A 20489-nucleotide genomic window follows, 5' to 3' on the forward strand; every position below is an offset into this window, starting at 1 on the left:
AATCATCAAACAATTTTTGCATCAATTCCCCTTTCATTTAATGCTTGTCTCATGGGGTTCAGAATTTCGTAGGTTCCTTTTTTGACTGAACATTTTCCGTTATAATGAATGATCATGGTGCACTGTTCAGCTTGAATAGGGTCATGTCTGCATACTTTAATCAGTGATTCAATCACATGATCAAACGTGTTGAAATCATCATTATAAATCATCAGATCCCTGGTTTCAGTGAGTTGCGTGATGGTCTCTTCTTCAGTGAGAACCAGAGTTTCAGCTTGTTCTTGAGTCATAGATATTATTGCCCTTGTAATAATTGTTTTGCTTTTCTTACACTGATTTCATCGTATTTATGGAATGCAACCAGTTTGGCGTCTTTAAATCCTTTTTCAATCAGACGTTTCAATGTGGCTTCCGCTTCTTGGTATGATTTAATATTTTCTGTATAGAAATAGGTTTCTCCTTCAAAGGTTTCTTCTCTTAAAATATTCTCATCCGGATTTTCAAATAACAAGTTAGCAAATTCTTGCGGAACATCATCAGAAAATTTTCCTAAATCAATTCTGAAGTACACAGCATCTTTGTTATACAAGTATGGGTCTGCACTCATTCCTTGTGGTGTATCGTAGTAATCAAGTTTTTCAATAGGTTTCTCTTGCAGAATTGCTTCTCCTTGCTCAAAAGGAATTGGATCATATTTGTAATAGGTAACAATTTCCATGTCTTCAATACCTAATTCATTCAATTCAACCAAAGTCTCTTTTACAGTTGCGAAATCTTCTATTTTAGTTGAAATAATATACGTGTTACCATCTGCATCTACTTCTGTTTCTAACAAATTATCAGTTTGTAACAAGATAGTGGCATATTCACCCGGAATTTCATTTGAGAATTTCCCTATTACAATGCGATAGTGAATTCCTTCTTTGTAGAAAATTTCTTTTGGCTCTACTTCAATGGCATTTCCGAGTTCATCAACATTTGGTGGCATCTTTTCAATTTGTGATTGAGTAAAGCCTTTTTTGTAAAGATCAACCGCTCTGTTTTCTGCTTCAGCTCTATTTGTGTACGGAATAGTGTAGAAGGTCATATTCTCATCATAATTACTTTGGGTGACAATGCCCTCGTTTTGATTATCCAACAACAATTCTATAAAATCTTCAGGCACTTCATTTTTAAAGAAACCAACTTGTACACGCCATAATCCTGCTGTGTCATCCGGAGCGTAATTTGAGGTGACTTGTTTTATAATCACATCATTATTCGGGTTGCTGTTCTGATTTGTGTTCTGGTTGGTATTTTGGTTGGTATTTTGGTTTGTATTTTGGTTGGTGTTTTGATTTGTATTCTGATTCGTGTTCTGGTTTGTATTTTGATTCGTGTTCTGGTTTGTATTTTGGTTGGTATTTTGATTTGTATTCTGATTCGTGTTCTGGTTTGTATTTTGATTTGTATTCTGATTTGTATTTTGGTTTGTATTTTGGTTTGTGTTCTGGTTGGTATTTTGGTTTGTGCTTTGGTTTTGTCCTTGTCCATTGCAATCAAAAAGAATAGAAGGGCCTTTTTCAGCAATCAATGCATTTGCTTCAGCAATGGTAATGCGTTTACCGTTATAATAAGCGGTGACAAAGGCATCAGTAATACCAATAGTTACAATTTCATTTTTGCGTTTGGTTGCATCGTCTACATTACAATAAATACCGGTAGTGTATCTTATTTTATTTGTTTCTGTTAATTCACTGTTGAGAGGTTGAATGTTGTAGAGCAAACTAGCTTTCACCGGTTTTGAATAAACTCCAATTTGAACTGTGAAGAAAAGTCCTTTGATAATTTCAATTTGGTTAGCCGGAGCAGCATCAGGTACATTGGTGTAATACGAGGTGAGTTGTTTTTCCTCATTGGTTGTAGGTGTGACTACAACGTCTGTTGTCGTTCCGTTTGTATTAGTTTGTGTATTTGTTGACGTGCCCTGAGTATTTGTTTGTACCGTTGAACCTGATTGATTAACTGTCATATTATTTACAGCAATCATATTAGTACCGGGACATTCTTTTCTACCTGCTTCAATCTCTTTTGCCTCTGCAATTGAAATTCTGACACCATTGCAATAGGCAACTACAAAGGCATCATTATAACCTAACCCGTTAATTTGGCCTTTGGCATTGTCAGCTACATTGAAATTAGTGAAGTAACCAACCATGTAACGGGTAATACCATCGTCAATTTTTTGTCCTGAAATTGGGGCGAACTGGTTGAAATATTCTTGCGGAAGTGGTTTTCTAAATGCACCCACCTGTACTTTGTAAACTAAACCTGATGGCTGTTGTTGATCCACCGGAATAGGTTTGTCAGTTGAATAAACCGGTGCTCCGTTTGTGGTTCTGAAAATAGAGCTATTCAACTGGTCAGGCGCTTTGTAGTCTGCATCCAATGGATTAATTTGTACAACAATTTTTTCAATAGGAGCAAGGTCAAGCGGATTCATAGCCAAAATATTCTCACGCGTTGCCGGATCTGTATTCTCCAATACATTTTCTGCTTGTTCATAGCTGGCAATTGCTCTGTCACGATATTGCTCTTGTAAATTTTTAAGCGAATCAATGTCTTGTTGAATTGAGTTGAGTTCTGCATCGTTTGTCAAAGCTTTTTCAAGTTCCGGTCCTGTGCCATATATCACAACAGCCTCTCTTATGCGTCGTTCTTTTTTCTCTTCTAATTCTTCAATCTCATTCCCTAATTCTTCTGCTCTGAATAAGTTAGAATCACCAATAGTTTTGGCTTCATAATAATCATCGTAGGCATCACTGGTTCTTATTTCTGTTATGGTTGCATCATCTACCTGGCGGTTTACATTTTCAGGAAGAACTTCAACTATTGCATCTTCTTGTTTTTTGATTTCATTGGCTTCATTCTTAATATCCTCTGCGTTGCTTCTATAAATATTTGCTAAGCTGTCTAATCTGTTTGCTTCAATGACTAGTGCTTCACGATATTTCTTTTTCACAGTCAAGCTGCTGTCACGAAGATTGTTTGCCTGATCATTCAAATCATTTGCCTTTAATTCAAGTTCAGTTGCCTGATCAAAAAGTTGCGTTGATTGTCTTTCAGAAGTGTTTTCAGGCACAGTGGTTATTATTTCTGTTTCATTTCCACCAAGATTATTAATTACGTCAGCGGTTTTATAGGTAATTGCGGCTTCATCTAATAATGCCTGGGCTTGTTGTTCTAGTGCATAAGCTTGCTCAAGTTTTTGATTGGCAGATACCGGATCTTTGTCATTGGCTGCAGACTCTCGCAACTCGGCTGCCGTATTCATAAGTTCATCTGCTTGTTCTATGTTGTCGTTGGCATTCGTGATGTTTTCATCGTTTGGATTATTCGCACTGGCAATGTCTCCATTTACTACAACAGCGGTTCTGGTATTATTGTATTCGGCTTGAGTAATGTCTCCTAAATCTTCAATGATTTCATTTTCTAATTTGGCTTGGGTTGTTTCTTTTTTATCTAATTGTTTGTTCAGTTTATCTTGTTCTTTTGGATCTGTTGTATTGGCAATTTGATTTTCCAAATCTGTAATCTCATTATCTAATTCTTTGATTTCAGTAATGTCATCTGAATGACTTTCAATCATCTCTTGTCCTTGTTTTGTGCTGAAGTCTTCAGGGTTGGTATCTGTGATTGTTTTTACGGTCACATCCCCTGAACTCATGGAAGTGATGAGGTTGTTGTTTTTAGCAATTTCTGCTTTTTTAGATTCTTTCAGTTCGTTCAATTTGTCAATTTCTTGTTGGATTGCCTGAGCTTGTTCTGGATTTGATTTCATCTCCTGATTCAATTGGGCAATTTTTGAATCTATGGCAGATATCAATTCTTCATTCAATTTATTCTGCTCTTGTAATTTCTGTTTTTCTGAATTGTTGCTGTTTGCAATTTCATTCATGCGTGGTTCATACTCAGGCATCAAACTGCTGATGGTAATAGCAGGACGCAATGAAGTATCACCCGATTCAAGTTGAGAAATTCGCTCATTATTCAATCTGATTTCATTCTCTTTTTGTGATTTGATTGATTGCAGCGTTTGTATGTCTTTGTCAATGGCGGCAGCGTTTGACGGGTTAGCATTTTTCTCTTTTTCAAGATCAGCAATTTTAGCATCAATAGCAGAGATGAGTTGATTGTTCACTCCATTTTCTCACTGAGTTCTGATTTTTCATCTAGATTTTTCTTCTCAATGTCTGCCATTTTTTTGTCGTAATCAGGCATTACAGAGTTGATTGTAATAACAGGACGCAATGAAGTATCACCCGAATCAAGTTGAGAAATTCGTTCATTATTCAATCTGATTTCATTCTCTTTTTGTGATTTGATTGATTGCAGCGTTTGTATGTCTTTGTCAATGGCAGCAGCGTTTGACGGGTTAGCAGTTTTCTCTTTTTCAAGATCAGCAATTTTAGCATCAATAGCAGAGATGAGTTGATTGTTTACACCATTTTTCTCACTGAGTTCTGATTTTTCATCTAGATTTTTCTTCTCAATGTCTGCCATTTTTTTATCGTAATCAGGCATTACTGAATTGATTGTAATAGCAGGACGCGAAGAAGTATCACCCGATTCAAGTTGAGAAATTCGCTCATTATTCAATCTGATTTCATTCTCTTTTTGTGATTTGATTGATTGCAGCGTTTGTATGTCTTTGTCAATGGCGGCAGCGTTTGACGGGTTAGCATTTTTCTCTTTTTCAAGATCAGCAATTTTAGAATCAATAGCAGAGATGAGTTGATTGTTCACTCCATTTTTCTCACTGAGTTCTGATTTTTCATCTAGATTTTTCTTCTCAATGTCTGCCATTTTTTTGTCGTAATCAGGCATTACAGAGTTGATTGTAATAGCAGGACGCAATGAAGTATCACCCGAATCAAGTTGAGAAATTCGCTCATTATTCAATCTGATTTCATTCTCTTTTTGTGATTTGATTGATTGCAGCGTTTGTATGTCTTTGTCAATGGCAGCAGCGCTTGACGGGTTAGCAGTTTTCTCTTTTTCAAGATCAGCAATTTTAGAATCAATAGCAGAGATGAGTTGATTGTTCACTCCATTTTTCTCACTGAGTTCTGATTTTTCATCTAGATTTTTCTTCTCAATGTCTGCCATTTTTTTGTCGTAATCAGGCATTACAGAGTTGATTGTAATAGCAGGACGCAATGAAGTATCACCCGAATCAAGTTGAGAAATTCGCTCATTATTCAATCTGATTTCATTCTCTTTTTGTGATTTGATTGATTGCAGCGTTTGTATGTCTTTGTCAATGGCAGCAGCGCTTGACGGGTTAGCAGTTTTCTCTTTTTCAAGATCAGCAATTTTAGAATCAATAGCAGAGATGAGTTGATTGTTCACTCCATTTTTCTCACTGAGTTCTGATTTTTCATCTAGATTTTTCTTCTCAATGTCTGCCATTTTTTTGTCATAATCAGGCATTACAGAATTGATGGTAATAGCAGGACGCAATGAAGTATCACCCGATTCAAGTTGAGAAATTCGTTCATTATTCAATCTGATTTCATTCTCTTTTTGTGATTTGATTGATTGCAGCGTTTGTATGTCTTTGTCAATGGCAGCAGCGTTTGACGGGTTAGCAGTTTTCTCTTTTTCAAGATCAGCAATTTTAGCATCAATAGCAGAGATGAGTTGATTGTTCACTCCATTTTTCTCACTGAGTTCTGATTTTTCATCTAGATTTTTCTTCTCAATGTCTGCCATTTTTTTGTCGTAATCAGGCATTACAGAATTGATTGTAATAGCAGGACGCGAATCAACACCGGTGCCTTGATTTATTTTATTCTCGCTGGTTTCAATCTCTGCTAATTTTTCAGTTTTGATCGTGTTCAAACCTTGAATGCGTTTATCAATATCTTTGGCTGACGATGGATTAGATGTTTTGGCATCTGTAAGAGTTTTAATTTCATTATCAATCAGACTTACCAAATCAGTATTCAACTCAATTTTGTCTTTTTCTTTTTCTATTGATGGTTGTGATGAGCCATTGATATTATCCATTTTATTTTGGTAATCAGGCATGATTTCACCAATGGTTGGGCGGGTATTGATGCTGTTGAAATTCTCAGGTTCAGTAAGCAGTTGATCAGGATTTTCCTGAATCTGATTTTTCATTTGCGTCAACTCTTCTTTTTCAGTTTGAGCATTTACATCATTTGGATTTTCTGCCAAAATTTGATTTACTTCATTGAGTTGTTCATCAATTTTTTCTAATGTTTGATTATTCAAATCTTCAATAGAATTACTTTTAATAGTTGGGTCCTGAATTTTGTCAATGCGATTCACTTCTGCCTGATAATCGGGATTCACAAGATTTACATCACTGTCATCAACAGCTACCGTGTTATTTTGAGGATTGTCCTGCATCCATTTTTCATTGGTCACTATGGTACTATTCAGTTCATCATCTAATTTTTTGAGATTATTGAGGCGTTCGGTGATCACTTTGTTTCCCGGATTTTCTTCAAGTAATTGGTTTAGTTGAACAATTTCTTCACGGATCTCATTGCTCAATTCTTTGTTGAGTGTATTTTCAGCAGATTTACGTTGATAAGGAGCTACAATGCCATTGATTTCATTTTTACGTTCAGTATAATTTTCAAGTATCTGATCAGGATTTACTTTGGGTTGTATATCAGCAATATCTAGCACAACCGGTTTAATCAAAGGGTCATTTGGATTTGTCTCTGCCTGTGAATTCAACCGGTTCAATTCATCCAATTCAGCCTTTGCCTGCATATTATTTGGATCACTTGAAAGGGTTGCGTTTAGCTCTTGAATACGTTCGTTTGACTTTTCAATGAATGATTCGTTAAGCGCTTTCATTTCTTCATTGCGCTTGTTTTCATCAGAACCGGAATAAATAGCGTTAATTTTCTCTTGATAACCTGGGTCAACTGATGCAACCACTTCCTCGGTATCAACGACAACTGTGCCTGAATTTTCAGCCAGCCATTTTTTATCGTTGGCAATAATCGTATCTGTCTCAGCAATTTTTTTATCAATGTTTTCAATGCGTTCACCAATATTTTTATTTCCCGGATTTTCATCCAAGAGTCTTTCAAGTTCTGCCTTTTCTTTTAATAGTTCTCCTTTATATTCTTCTTGAAGTTTCAGATTTTCTGATCTGCGTTGTTCTTCATCGGCAATTTTATTTATTTCATTTTGTTTTGCTGTATAACCGGTTACAATATCGTCCGGGTTAATTTCAGGTTGTATTTTGGTTGGATCTTCAACAACATTGAACTGTTGAATTTTTTCTTCACGCAAATCTTCATATTTCTGAATCTCTTGATCTATTTTAATTTTCTCTTCAGGTGAGGCATTCAATTTTAGCACATTTAACCGATCTATTTCTTTGTCAATAGCCTCGTTCCATTGTTGTAAGCTGTAGTTGTTGGTGGTTTCATCACTTGCAAATAAATTCAGCGCAGGTCCGCCAATATTGTTTTCATCCAGAATGCGGTTTACTTCAGCCAGATTTGCATCCAAGTTGTTAGCATCTACTTTGTTGGTGATTTGATTTTTTTCAGTATCACTTAATTTTTCAGTATTCTCAGGTGTGGCATTGCGCGGATTGTCAACGATGTTGGCAGCTGTCCCTAAACTACTGTTGCTGCCGTTTTCAGTAATTTCAGCGTACTCTTTTTCCTTTTGGTCAACTTGAATTTTTAGCTCTTCAATACTTTGTTCATTTGCCAATATTTTTTGCTCAAGTGCCTCTTTGTCTTTTTTGTTTTTCGTATTGTCTGCCTGCTCTTGTAAATTCTGGTTTTGTTTTTCAAGGGTATTGATTTGACTGTTGAGTGATATGATTTCGTTATTTATTTGTGATGATGTATTGTTTTGTTCAACATTGCTGCTGATGATATTTTCAACGACATTTTCTTGATCATGATTGTTTTTTACATTTTCATCAAAGAAGGTTTTATTTTCAGTAACCACTTCTCCAAGTGCATTTTTATTCCCATCAGGTGTATTGTTCAGGTCTTGCTGAACTTGATTTGCGGACTCAAGTTGGTTTTCTTTTTTCTCTATTGATTCGTCAATTTCATTTCCAAGTGCAATCAGATTTTTTGATTCTTCATTCAAACGCTCAACGACTTTGGTATCTTCAGCAACATCCGTGAGAATTTGATTTTTTACTACCGGGTCAGTTTCATTTTCGGCTTGGTCAATTTTTTTATTGATTTCAACCATCATGGCGTTTGCAGAATCATTTTTCTCCTCAGCCAGATGATAAGCAATTGCTGCATTTTTTTCGTCTTCAGCAATTCCGTTTTGTAAATCTTTAATTTCATCTTCAACTACTTTCTCAACATCTTCTTTGGTGACAAAAGGATCAAGCCCGGCTTCCGTGAATACTTCATTTCCTTTGTTGAGCTCATCCAAACTATCTAAGTCGTACTTGTCTGCATTGGGCATCAATTCTGACATTTCTTTATAAATTTCAGCTAACACGGCAATTGGATCATCAAACTCTTCACCGAATAAATTTTCAACCATCACGTATTCTTGTCCTGACTCATCTTTTTTAACTGTGATGCGTTGCTTGAGTGGTTTAAAATCTTTTTGATAGGGTACTTCTACTGTGGCAATATGAATGTCTTCACTGCCTTTTACACTGATTTCATATTTATATTTTCCAGGTTTTGGAAAGGTGATCAAATAATCTCCGTTCGCCTCTTTTGAATTGAATGTACCAACTGTTGCCCCGGTGCTGAAATCTTTAATAACAATTGAAACTACTTTATTTGCCGGATTGATATTGTTGACAAAACTTCCCTTAATCACTGCAATTTGCAGAGGAATGCGATCAACTCTCACCTCATAGACAAATAATTTTCCATCTTGACTTTCACGCGCTGATGCAAAATATGCATTGCGATCAAGGCTGTCAACCACAAAGAATAAATCATCGTCAGGTGAACTGATTGCAAAATCTAAATTTTCAGCTTGTCCAAATGTGTTGGTATTGGGATCATACGCACATCTAAAAACATCATAACCTCCCATTGAGTTATGCCCTTTTGAACAGAAGTACAGATATTTTCCATCAGGATGCATGTAAGCATAGTCTTCATCATTACCCGTGTTAACGCCTCCTTGCACTTTTTGTGGGCTGCCGTATTTTCCGTCAGGTAATTTTTTTCTTACATAAATATCAAGACCTGTATTTCCATCTTCTCCGTAACTTGAATAATAGATACCGGTGGCATTAGATGGAAAGTGTATAATGGCACGGTGTCCTTTTTGCTTATCAATTTTTGATTGGAATTCATCTGTAACCAAAATGGTTCCCCCAATATTGTTCAACTTATAGAGCTCGTAAAAATCTCCGGCTTTGATTTCTGTTTTTTGAATGACAATGATATCTGTGATATTGCCTAAAAGTTTTTTTCCGTTTTTGCAGGCAAGTATTTGCTGATCAACTGCAAGATCTTTCAATTGATTTGGCGTTGCAACTGATTTGAATTTTTCATACTGTATGATGGCCTCGTTGAATTGATAATTGAGATGGTATGCCCGACCCAAGTAATAGTAAACTCGTTTGTCAACATCAGTTCCTTTAACGGCGTAGGTCAGATACTTCAATGCTTCTTCTTTGTTGTGTGAATTATACAACAAGCAGGTTCCGTATCTGAAATTGATTTCGTAATCACGGGGTTGCTGAGCAAGAATTTTAGAATAGAGTGGAGTAGCCTCAATAAATTTGCCCTCTTCAAACAATGCATCAGCCTGCTTACGTAGTTCATCCAACGTTTGGGAATACGCAGTCAAACCGCCGGATATCAGCAGTTGCAGTATAAGTATGTAGCGGAATACCTTACTCACTCATTCATTCACATCGTGTCTATCACGCATGATTACTGAATCTAAATACGTTTTATTTGTAAAAAGGTTCAGTTTTTTAAATCACTTTGTCATAAGACAGAAAAAGCTATACTTAAACGGATTAAGTATAGCTTTTCAAAGATAAGGATAAATCTTATTGTCCGCCCCAGTAGCTTTTGAACTTTCCTAACTCTTCACTAGAACCTTTCACAACCCCTGAAAACGTGATGTCTTTTCCTTTGGTTTTATCTTCTTTCAGCGTTGATAAGTAGCCGCTTAAGGCTTTATCTGAGGTGTAAACTTTCAAAAAGGTTTCTTTTTTAATTCGCTCAAAGCGGTAATAATAATAATCTCCGGGTAATCCGTCTTTTCCTGGTAATTCCACCAATAATCCCATTTGTGTACCACGGTCTCCTGATCTGGTATAGCGAATTGCCATGCGCACTGTAAAATCTTTAAATATGGGTGCACCAAACAAAGTTACAATTGCTGTGATGGGCTGTGAAACAAAACCTCCCGCACGCTCATCCCATTTAAAACGCATATTGGTGAGATAGATATTATAAGGGTCAAGTTGTTTTGGCACTTTCACTTCAGAAGGACCTTTAATGGTAAAATCAGATTTCATATTCTCTGCTTCTTCTTCTGAAATATCTTCTTTCAATCCCTGGCTCAAGGTTGTGCGATCCCAATCAATTGCACTGAGTCCTTCAGATGCGTTGATTCCTGAAGTCATATACTCCATGGCTTTTTTATCATAGAAAAAGCTTAGCCCACCGGTCAAGTTCAAACTGGTTTCTTTAGTAGCCATGTTGTAGTTTACGGTACCATACGTTTTAAATTCAACACCCGGCAAGTCCATACTTAAATCTACCAAACCATCACCCTCCATTGAGCAGCTTTGTGTGTGGAGAGAAATGTAATTTCCTTTTTCGTTTCGGTTGATCAGTTTTTCAGGACTAGCAATGCGGAATTCATTGGCGGCATCATTGAAGTTGAGCACACCAAATGAGGTAAACATCACATTATCTTGAGGTCGTTCAAGCGTAGATAAAAAAGTTGGGTAAATTCCGGTTGAATCAGGGCTGTCAGAATTTCGTTTGACAATACCTACTGCCACAGGGTTTCCGTCAAGGTCAGTCATGTTTTGACTCACCGGAATCTGAATATTATTAGGGTCAATTTCAGTGCGGAATTTCAACCAGTTTCTTGCAAACTGATCACAGTCATGATTAATTCGTGTTGCTCCGTCAAAAGTTAAAAACTGATTAGCTGCGCGCAGTTCAACCGTGCCATAAAAATCAAATCGGTCACTAAGATGAAAATTTAAGGCCTCATCAATTGTTCCGGTTGCAACTGTTTGCATAGAGTCAATGCGGATATTGGCAAAGAAAATTTCTTGCTTTTCACCTTTGCTGTCAATGTATTGATATTTTCCATCTGCTTGATATACGGTTCGTGCTGAAATGGTGACGTTAGCCTCTGTGATGGTATGATATTTTGTAACAAGATTGGCAATAATTTTTGCATCCTTGAATGGTTCCATCACCGCTTTTTGGTGTAAGATTACTTTTTCATCGGCGGGGTAAATGCGTGCATCACCGACATCAATGAAAACAACTTTTTCACAGTAAAGCGTTTTTTCTTTACTCACGTAACGGGCTTTAGGCGCTGCAAAATTTAGTGAGTCCTGATCAGGGTGCACAGAGAAGAAATTGGAACCCACTAAATCTAGATCGGCATCAATGGTGATATCCGCATTACTTTTTGATAATTCCATATCACCGGCATCCATCCACCATGAGAACATGTCCATGTAACATATGTATTGTATAACCGGCATCTCATGCTTTTGTGTACCGTCATTTGCTTTAAAGTCTCCTTTTCGGGTTTCAAAATCAATGTGCGCATTTACGTTAGATGAGTTAAACGCCAGCGGGTCATCTTTGGAAACAACTTCATCCATGGCGGCCAGATTAAAATCTGCGGTGTCTGCATCAATGGTCCATCTGCCGTATTCAAAATTTTTAGATCCTATTTCAGCTTCTTTGATGTACATGAGTCCGCGCCCGGTCATGCCTTTTGGCGTGAGGTAGGTGATACCATGCATAGTGGCTTCTTTATTGAAAAATAAAAGTGGCGCTTTCACGGGGCGTGCTTTGAGAACTTCTTGTTTAGGAACAAAGGTGACCATCACTCCATCACCAATCACATCAGGAACTGAAATGCCTTCGTCTTTTGTTTGACCACGATTTACGTATTGAGAAATTCCCATGGTAGAATCAGGGAAGAAGATAAAATTTTCGGACTTGGATGTTGATGTGACAAAGTTGATTTCACCTGCCCCTCTCAACCCTTCATTACTCAATTTTATTTCATTGTCAAATTTAGCATAGTCACCATAAAAATTAAAGCCTTCAGTTGGTGCTTTTGTTTTAAAACCGAACGAATAATCTTCTTGTATTCTGAGCGTCTCTTTAAACACCGGGAAAATACCTGCAGACCTGAATTCACCGGGAAATGCAATATGATATTCACTGAAATTATCCAAACTATCTAAATCAAACGGATTAACCTTGAAATAGAATGTTGCGCTGTCATACACCCCGTTGTAAATTGACTCATGATCATAGAAAACGTATGAGTAATCTTTTGATTTCAGAATGGGGTAATTGTGAAATTTTTTCTGGTCTTTTCCTGATCGGTTGGTTGGGTCATCAATGGCAATATGTCCTTTCAATAATTCAAAGTGAGAGTACATAGGCACTAATTTATCACTACCACCGTAGATTGGTTTTACTCTGAGTAAGGCAGCACTTACTTCAATTAAATTAATTCTGAAATTTTCATAATCAAATGAAGCTTGATCAAGATAAACTTCCAGCTTACCCGCCATAACTGCGCCTGAGAACAAAAAGTCAAGATTTTTTTTGATGAGTACCTTACCTTTTTCAGGGAACACCACAACATTTTGCACCGGTGAAATTTCTATTGGTTCTACTTCATTCAGATACATATCTAATGATGTGAGATTGATGGTTCCAAAATTTGGCGTTTCTTTTTTTCTGTCATTGAGTGATTTATTGCGGTGATATTGTTTGATAGCTGTTTTGTTAGGCTTTTTGGGATCTCCATTAATCAAGGTGTCCTGAGGTAATTCCAGCGGTTCTAAATTTGAAACAAACATGATATGATCATAATCTGCTTTGCCGGCTCGGGCATCAATGTACTTTTTAGTTTTAGGCTGTAGTACAATATATTTTTTGGTTTTATTGTAGGTGATAAATCCCTGATTAGATAGATCAAGAATAACAGGTAAAACTTGGTCAATAGTATAACCCATGGCAGTTGCCGCATCACCAAGAGGAATAATTTCAATATCATAACGATAGGCGTGTTGATATAAAGCAACCAATGGGTGTTTGCTCATCATACCTTGAATTTGGTTGTATACTTTTTCACTGAAATAATTTTCTGATTCGAAGCGACCAATTTTTTTACCGCTCATGTGCCATTCCATGCTCAGGTTTGAATCATCTTTGTTCCATACTAATTTGTCAATATACATTTCAAGATTGTGGTATGAATTTTTAAACGGGGCTTGGGCCAAACCTTCATTTGTGCGCATGAGTTCTAGTTTGGTATTTCCATTTTCATCTATTTTATAATAAATATCCAAGCCGGGATGATAGATAGAATCTTCATCATTAAGATACATGGTGATGCTGCACTCACTTGCCTTGGCACTGTTTTCATTTATATTCATGCTAAGCGCACTGGCTTTTACAAATGCTTTTCCGTCTTTATAAAATACTAAACTGGCCGGCTCACTGTCATACCCAATGCCATGAAAGTATGCACCTTCAATTGCAAAACCACCCACATAATCAACTTCAGGCAAAATAGTTTTGCGGACAATTTTTTTGCTGAATGATATAAACTGGGGATTATTTCTATCCACTTCACGATTGATTTTTTTTGCTTGATCTTTAAAGGTTCCATTCAATGGTGTTTCATAATAATCAGTGTAAACTACGCATGAATCTGATTCAATTTCTGTAGTTTTCAATGAGAGCATATAGTCAGTGATTAATGCGTAGTTGGTTGCGGGATCTAGCCCAACTTTTTGCCAGTCTACTTTTCCGCCTCTGCCTGTCCATTTTGTGATTAATGGCTCGTATGTTCCTGATGTACCTCTGACAATGGTGCTGTCATGATAGGGATTTTCTTTTTTATCTGCATCACGATTAATTATATAACATGCAAATGTGACATTTTCAAATTTGATTATCGGATTGGTGTTATTGAATTCAAAGGTATAGGTTCCGCCTGTTACCTGCCACTTATGGGCAGTCATTTCAAAAATAGTTCCATCGGTAAAAAAACCTGAGCACACTTCAATAAACTCTTGAAATTTGGTTACCTTTTTACTGTTAAGCAATTGGTCAATGGTAGAGTGCCATGATTCAAAACTTTCTTTTGGCTGATTGGTTTGAACAAACGAGTGAACAGACAAAAGATATCCATACATGTCAGGAAATGCGTAAAGATTTTTTGAGCTGATCAAGTTGCACGTTGCAATTACTCTGCGTTGATACTCTGATGAAAAATTAGTGAGCCAGTTGGGTTCAAATACTTCCATGAACTCACGTGTTTTGGGACCGTTAGATGCTCCAAGGTACTTATTGATTTCTTTGAGAAATTGTTCAGGATCACTTGAAAATGGTGGTTGTGCATAATTTGATCCTGCTAGTAATAAAAGAGAAAATAATAGTGCAATTCTCATGGTAAGTTAAATTAAGGGTTAAAATTTTTAGTTCTTTGTATTCGTGTATTTGATCATCCGATTTTATTAAAAACTAACATGGCCCATTCATCTTTCACTTCTTTCTTTGCAAATGAAAAGTGATGTTTGGATGCTTGTTGTATCAGTTCATCACAATCTGTTTCAAAAAATCCACTGATTAATAGTTGTCCGTTTTTTTCAATCACTGCTGAATATACTGAAAAATGGCTTAACAATACATTTTTGTTGATATTAGCCAGGATAAAGTGAAAAAATTTTCCTTCAATCAGGTGATGATCACCCAGGGCAACTTCTACATGTTTACAGCCGTTTTCAGCGCAATTTTCAAGTGCATTCTCATACGACCAAGTATCAATATCAGGAGCATACACTTGTGCGGCTCCAAGTTTTTCAGCTAGTATCGCCAATACTCCGGTGCCGGTACCCATATCTAACACCTGTTTTTCGTTCAAATTCAGATTGAATAATTCACGTGACATAAGCCAGGTTGTCTGGTGATGTCCGGTGCCAAATGACATTTTTGGTGTAATGATAATGGTTTGCTCAAAGCCTTTGGGTACTTCATGAAAAGGAGCAATAATGGCTAACTTATTTTCTACAAATACCGGATCAAAATTTTTTTCCCATTCAGCATTCCAGTTTTGTTCAGGAATCTCTTTAATGTGAATTTGAATAATGGCTTCGTGATTTTTGAATGAGTCAAGCATATCAGGTTTATAATCGGGTTTGGGTATATAACCTGAAAAACCTGTTTTCGTTTCAACAAAACTTTCAAATCCCAATTCGGCAAGTTCAGCAATGAAAATATCATTCCAGTGTGCCGGATCCTTGAGTTCAAATTCTGTTTCTAGGTAGATCACTGGAAAGAGTTATCTATTTGCAAAAATTCATCCGCTTCTAATGATGCTCCACCAACAAGGCCGCCGTCAATATCTGTTTGTGAAAATAATTCGCGGGCATTATCCGCTTTGCAGCTTCCTCCATAGATAATTGAAATAGCGGCTGCAACCTGTTCACCAAATTGTTTTGCAATGCGTGCTCTAATTAATCCATGTATTTCTTGCGCTTGTTGTGCAGTGGCAGTTTTACCTGTACCAATTGCCCAAATGGGTTCATACGCAATGATTACTTGTGAAATTTCTTCAGGTTTTAATTGAAACAAACTGTCCTCAATTTGTTTCATGATAAATTCTTTATGCACGTTGCTGTTGCGCACTTCAAGTTGTTCACCACAACAAAAAATAGGGGTCACTTCATGTTTCAGAAGTGCTCTTACTTTTTTTAGCAATAAATCATAATTCTCATTGAAGTGATCTCTTCTTTCTGAATGTCCTACAATGCAGTAATTGATATTCATGCTGCGCAACTGAGCTGCTGAAACTTCTCCGGTAAATGCACCTGAATCTTGATGAAAACAGTTTTGTGCACCCAATTTAATTTCAGGATGATTTTTCAAATGTTCTGAAAACACTGCCAGATATGCCATTGGCGGACAAATGATAAACTCAGTTTGTGAGTTGATTTGTGATTTCTTATCAATCAATGTTGCCAATAATTGTTTAGCAGAGGGGTAACTCAGATTCATTTTCCAGTTACCGGCACATATTTTTTTTCTCATTCAAGTTGTTGAGTTGTGATGTGAAAATACTCTTCCAGCATGTCATCGAATTCAGGTATGCTGCGCCATGGCCATTTATTAATCACCGTAGCATTTTGCAGTAATACCAATCCTGGATTTGAGCGTATAATGATTTTAATTTCTGTTCCGTCAATGCTTAAAAACATTGGGTTAAAATCATGGGTTGTTTTGAATGCATCAATTTCTTCACGAGTGGCCGGAGTAAGCACTACGAAAGGTATTCCATGTTGCAGACATCCTTCATAAACTTTCTTAATATCTACCAACTGATCTTTAGTCACTTCATCCATTTTGCGAATAGTCATGATGAAAATATTTTCACTGCTCAAAATAAATTCTTTCAGGTCTAATTCCCACGGTTGATCTGGATTTACCAAACCGGTATAGCTGGTTGTTTTTGTATAAATTGAGTCAGGATAATACAAGGTGTCATATTCTGCAAGCGGAATAGTATCAACACCCCAAGCATGTTTCAATACAAGTTTCTCTTCGTAATAAAATCCATAATCTGATTGTATTAATGAATCAATATAAGGGATTTTTTTATCAGATTCTGTGAGATAATCATATTTAATCATGGCAGAAAAATCTGTTATTGTAGCCGGTATTCCTTCAGATATAACAGTTTCAACTCGATCCTTGAATTTATATTTTGATGTATCTGTGTAGATCTCCCATTCGTCTACTTTAAAGTCAATGATTTTCCCGGTTGCAAGTTCTTCATACTTTAAAACATATTCAACCACTCTTGGCTCTTTCACGGTCATTTGTTCACGGAGATTATTGCCAATTTTATATGGGCGGTAATCTTTAATTTCCATATACATCGAGGTGTACAAGGTGAAAATAAATGAAATCAGTGAAACGAAGATGGCCATTTTCCATGGCTTGCCCATTTTACCTATGTTCAAATTGCCTATGACAAATGAACCAAGTAGTACAAATAATGCAAAGAAAATAGGGAATAACCAGCCAAAAACCCATGAGAAGAAAATAACTACAATCATAGATGCCGGCACCATAATCCAGTTTTCTTTCACTTCATTCAGTTTTATTTTCCACTGATTTAGAAAAATGATGAGTACAAAATAAAATAATACTAAATCTTTCCAGAATGATTCCATGGGAGTAAGAGATCTTCCTACTGACCCACGCAAGGCATCACCAAAACAACCGCAATCAGTTACGCATTGTCTGTGAAATTCTTCAACTGTTTCACCTTTCCTTAATGCTTCCATGTAGGCTTCTTGCGTTGCGTTGCATGAGGCAGTGTACCACGTAAGCCAAGTGAAAAAAGCCATCATAAATACTAATAACCACGAGGTGAGTTTTATTTTTCCACCAAGAATAACGGCAACACCTAATACAATTTCAGCAATTGAAATAAGTATAGCTAGTTCAAGCGTAATGCCGGTAAAGCTTTCAAAAAATGGGAAATCAAACGTGAGACCTTCGGGTGCAAAGTATTCATCAAGTTTGAAGGCAAACCCCCATGGGTCATTTGCTTTGATTAAGCCGGATACTATAAATAATCCGCCAACAAGGGCACGTGCTACATAGGAGTACAGGAAAAGTCCTTTGAGTACAAATAAGCCTCCCAAACTCAGAAGCAACAATAGATAACCAATTATTTTAAACATGCCGGCATTTTCTCCGGCTGAAAGATGATAGCCTTTTACTAAACAAAAAACTCCTGCCAGGTTTAGTACAATTAATGCAGCATTCAACACCATTGATCTGCCACCTAAATCTATCTTGTTGAGTTTTGGATTCAAATCTGCCATGTCTGAAATTTATTTTTTGGGTTTAAATTAATCTATTCTTTCGTAAACTGCTCTCTGTTTAACATGCTTATAACATCAATGATCTTCATTTAATCTTATCAATGCAAATACCGCATAATTCAGCATGTCCAAGTAATTTGCGTCAATGCCTTCTGAAATAATTGTCTTGCCTTGATTGTCTTCTATTTGCTTAGTGCGTAAAATTTTCATCATAATCAAATCAGTGAGTGAACTTATTCTCATATCACGCCACGCTTCACCGTAATCATGATTTTTTGCTGACATGAGTTCAAATGCCTGTTTGGTTTTAGTGTCATATCTCTTCAGGCATTCATCCAACGGAAGTTCAAGATTGGTTTCATGCCCTAGGTCTAACTGAATCAATCCCATCACGCAATAGTTGACAATGGCAATAAATTCTCCATAAATATCATCGCCAACTAAACTAACGCCTTTTTCCTGAATAGTTCTGATTCGTTGTGCTTTGATCAAAATCTGATCAGTCACTGAACTGATGCGTAAAATGCGCCATGCTGTGCCGTAATCATGCGCCTTTTTTTCAAATATTGTTCGGCATTTTTCAATTACTTCCCTATATTGCTGCGCTGTATCAGCCATTATTTTTTATTGAATTAAGATTTTAGCCGTGAAAGATACTTCATTTTGGGTAAAAAGAACATGGAATTTCAAAGGTATTTTGAGAGAGTATGACCATCCGCTGGTTATGGGAATTCTCAATATCACGCCTGATAGTTTTTATTCGGCAAGTAGAATTGCTAGTGACAAGGACTTGTTAGCAGCGGCAGAAAAAATGATACATGACGGAGCATCAATCCTTGATTTGGGGGCTTATTCATCTCGCCCGGGTGCAGACCATATCAGTGAAGATGAGGAGCTGAGGCGCCTGATACCAGCTATTGAAAAACTAGTTTTGCATTTTCCGGAAATGATTTTTTCGCTTGATACGTTCAGGGCACGGGTTGCTCATGAAGGAATGTGTTCCGGTGCGCATCTTGTTAATGATATATCCGGTGGTCAAGCTGATGAAAATATGTTTAAAACAGTGGCTGCACACAGGGCCACATATATCATGATGCACTTGAAAGGAACACCTCAAACCATGCATAATCAGTTTCATTATGATGATTTAATGGCAGAAATTAGTTCATTCTTTAATGCACAAATAAAAATTGCAAACCTCGCAGGTGTAAGTGAGATTATCATTGATCCGGGATTTGGATTTAGTAAAACCCGTGAACAAAATTTTGAACTCTTGAATAAACTAGACGCACTGATTGATCTTGGATATCCTTTACTGGCTGGCGTTTCAAGAAAGTCAATGATTTACAAAACCCTTAACTTAACACCTGAAGAAAGTATCAACGGAACCACCGTGCTAAATTCCGTAGCTTTGCTAAAAGGCTCATCAATACTGCGCGTTCATGATGTAAAAGAAGCGCGTGAAACTATCAGATTAATAGGAGAATTGAAGAATTATGATTAGTAGTTAGTCTACCTATTCTTCAAGCACATACACTTTAAAACTCAAGAAATAAGAACCTTTACCTGCGTTTGACAAAATTTCAACTTTGCGCATTTGCAAACCATATTTTCCTTTTGTATCAAAGCTGAGTTGAATGGTGCCAGACTCACCGGGAGCAATGGGCTGTTCAGGGTAAATGATTTTTGTACAAGTACACGCTACATTATAGCCTGAAATAATTAAGGCATCGGTACCTGAATTAGAAAAATGCCAAGTATGCGTAATGACCTCGCCTGCTTTGGTGTCAGCAAATTTAACACGAGGCTCTTTAAAATAGAATTCCGCACCACTGGTGACAGTGAATGCGGAACTCAGCGCTATTATGATCGCAAAATCGAATAGCTTCATCAATTGTTAAAGAAAATTTTAGTTAGTAGGTGTTGTTGTGCCGCCTTCAGCCGGTTTTGCAACAATGTTTCCTCTGATGTAAATCATTTTTGAAGGTGAATTCACAGCATTAGAAGTAATAGTAACCGTTTTGTTGATTGGGCCTACGCGGTTAGTATCATATTTAACCGTGATTTTAGCAGAAGCACCGGGTGCAATTGGCTCTTGCGGACAAGAAGGCACTGTGCAACCGCATGATCCTTTACACATCTGAATTAAAAGGGGCTCATTACCGGTGTTGGTTACAACAAAAACACACTCACCGTTACCACCTTGTTCAAGGGTACCATAGTCATGTGTTTCTTTGTCAATGGTCAAAACCGGACCATTAGAACCTACTTCTTGTGCGTAAGAATTTAATCCGAGCATTGCAACTACTAGCAGGCTCAATGTAAAAATTGCTTTTTTCATGTTGATAGATTTTATAGTTTAAACGTTAAAAAT

The 20489-nt window shown here is 36.9% G+C and carries 11 protein-coding genes; 1 reads left to right on the forward strand and 10 read right to left on the reverse strand.

Annotation, left to right across the window (positions count from 1 at the left end; translation table 11 throughout):
• Nucleotides 1-5 precede the first annotated feature (5 nt).
• From IPH66_05795 to IPH66_05830, 8 genes are all read right to left on the reverse strand, one after another.
• Nucleotides 6-290, reverse strand: coding sequence for an ATP-dependent Clp protease adaptor ClpS (locus IPH66_05795; GenBank protein ID MBK7128864.1), 285 nt, complete (start codon nt 288-290; stop codon nt 6-8).
• Nucleotides 291-295: 5 nt separating this feature from the next.
• Entirely contained in the window at nt 296-4180 is a 3885-nt protein-coding gene (locus IPH66_05800; GenBank protein MBK7128865.1) for a hypothetical protein, read from the reverse strand.
• Nucleotides 4177-9831: a hypothetical protein gene (locus tag IPH66_05805; protein ID MBK7128866.1), complete on the reverse strand. Its 5655-nt coding sequence runs from the start codon at nt 9829-9831 to the stop codon at nt 4177-4179. Before IPH66_05805 ends, IPH66_05800 begins: the two co-directional genes overlap by 4 nt.
• A gap of 208 nt (nt 9832-10039) precedes the next feature.
• Nucleotides 10040-14671, reverse strand: a complete 4632-nt coding sequence (locus IPH66_05810) for a hypothetical protein (GenBank protein ID MBK7128867.1) — start codon at nt 14669-14671, stop codon at nt 10040-10042.
• A 53-nt stretch (nt 14672-14724) separates the two neighbouring features.
• The gene (prmA, locus tag IPH66_05815; protein ID MBK7128868.1) at nt 14725-15552 is read right to left on the reverse strand and encodes a 50S ribosomal protein L11 methyltransferase; all 828 of its coding nucleotides are present in this window, start codon (nt 15550-15552) and stop codon (nt 14725-14727) included.
• The gene (locus IPH66_05820) at nt 15549-16310 is read right to left on the reverse strand and encodes a triose-phosphate isomerase (protein ID MBK7128869.1); all 762 of its coding nucleotides are present in this window, start codon (nt 16308-16310) and stop codon (nt 15549-15551) included. The genes prmA and IPH66_05820 overlap by 4 nt, the downstream gene beginning before the upstream one ends.
• Nucleotides 16307-18115 (reverse strand): DoxX family protein, encoded by a 1809-nt coding sequence (locus IPH66_05825; protein MBK7128870.1) that lies wholly within the window; start codon nt 18113-18115, stop codon nt 16307-16309. The genes IPH66_05820 and IPH66_05825 overlap by 4 nt, the downstream gene beginning before the upstream one ends.
• Nucleotides 18116-18190: 75 nt before the next feature.
• The gene (locus IPH66_05830; protein MBK7128871.1) at nt 18191-18733 is read right to left on the reverse strand and encodes a DUF1599 domain-containing protein; all 543 of its coding nucleotides are present in this window, start codon (nt 18731-18733) and stop codon (nt 18191-18193) included.
• 106 nt (nt 18734-18839) lie between these two features.
• On the opposite strand from IPH66_05830, the gene folP reads away from it, so the two are divergent.
• Nucleotides 18840-19619 (forward strand): dihydropteroate synthase, encoded by a 780-nt coding sequence (gene folP, locus IPH66_05835; protein ID MBK7128872.1) that lies wholly within the window; start codon nt 18840-18842, stop codon nt 19617-19619.
• A 12-nt stretch (nt 19620-19631) separates the two neighbouring features.
• Here the strand turns inward: folP and IPH66_05840 are convergent, their stop codons facing one another.
• Both IPH66_05840 and IPH66_05845 read right to left on the reverse strand, forming a co-directional pair.
• Complete coding sequence (locus IPH66_05840) at nt 19632-20006, reverse strand: DUF1573 domain-containing protein (protein ID MBK7128873.1); 375 nt, start codon at nt 20004-20006, stop codon at nt 19632-19634.
• 18 nt (nt 20007-20024) lie between these two features.
• Complete coding sequence (locus tag IPH66_05845; GenBank protein ID MBK7128874.1) at nt 20025-20456, reverse strand: DUF1573 domain-containing protein; 432 nt, start codon at nt 20454-20456, stop codon at nt 20025-20027.
• Nucleotides 20457-20489: the final 33 nt, after the last annotated feature.

The organism is Crocinitomicaceae bacterium, from assembly GCA_016708105.1.
In the GTDB taxonomy this organism is placed as follows: Bacteria; Bacteroidota; Bacteroidia; order Flavobacteriales_D; family Crocinitomicaceae; genus JADJGJ01.